The organism is Falsiroseomonas sp. RANM36 (assembly GCF_056682175.1).
The window spans coordinates 1,599,748-1,600,744 of the sequence record NZ_JBWXTD010000003.1; the positions used below are offsets into that span (position 1 = coordinate 1,599,748).

General features: G+C 77.0%; 1 protein-coding gene and 1 pseudogene. Both read left to right on the forward strand.

Features of this window, described 5'->3' with window-relative positions; translation table 11 throughout:
• Window positions 1-256 (forward strand): annotated as a pseudogene (locus tag AC1MIR_RS12575) (polyprenyl synthetase family protein); the annotation flags it as partial.
• A partial coding sequence (locus AC1MIR_RS12580; protein WP_480028494.1) for a methyltransferase family protein occupies window positions 253-997 on the forward strand: 745 nt, incomplete at its 3' end. The pseudogene AC1MIR_RS12575 and the gene AC1MIR_RS12580, both read left to right, overlap by 4 nt.

Genomic DNA, 997 nt, shown 5'->3' on the forward strand with positions numbered 1-997 from the left:
CCTGGGGGCCGACGACCTGCGCGACGGGGTGGAGACGGAGGAACGCCTCGGCACGCCCGGCGGCCGCGACGCCGCGCGCGGCCGGCCGAGCGCGGTGGCGGAATTCGGGCTGGGTGGGGCGGTCGCCCGCCTGCGTCAGCTCAGCGAGGCCGCGGTCGCGGCGATCCCCAGTTGTCCGGGCCAGGCGATGCTGCGTGCGCTGATGCTGCAGGAAGCGCAGCGCCTGGTGCCCCGAAAACTCGCCCCCGCCGCATGAGCGCAACCGCCGGCCTGAACGCGGCGATGCCACCAGGCTGGCGCGACCGCTTCCGCGCCTGGCGCGAAGGCCTGACCGCCTCGCCGGGATTTCGGCGCTGGGCGGCGCGCTTTCCGCTGACGCGACCCTTCGCGCGCCGTCGCGCGCGGGCGCTGTTCGATCTCTGCGCCGGCTTCGTCTATTCGCAGGTGCTGCTGGCCTGCGTGCGGCTGCGCCTGTTCGACCTGCTCGAGCAGGGGCCGATGACGGAAGCCGCGCTCGCAAGCCGCACGCAGCTGACGCCGGAGGCGCTGGAACGCCTGTTGCGCGCGGCCGCGGCGCTGGATCTGGTCGCGCGGCGGGCCGATGGCAGCTGGGCGCTCGGCCCGCTCGGCGCGGCGATGATCGGCAATCCGGGCATCGCCGCGATGGTGGAACACCACGCGCTGCTCTACGGCGACCTGGCCGACCCCGTCGCGCTGCTGCGCCGCCCGCGCGGGGGCAATGCGCTCTCGGGCTACTGGGCCTATTCCGGCGCGGCGGCGCCGCAGGCGCTCGGGCGCGAGCGGACGCAGGACTACACCGCGCTCATGGCGGCCTCCCAGCCGATGGTCGCGGAGGAGGTGCTGGCGGCCTACGATTTCCGGCGCCACCGCTGCCTGCTCGATGTCGGCGGCGGCAGCGGCGCCGGGCGGGGGGCCCGCGCCCCCCCCGCGCCCCCGCGTCGCCGGGGGCGGGTGGGCAATGCGGCCGGGGGCCCGC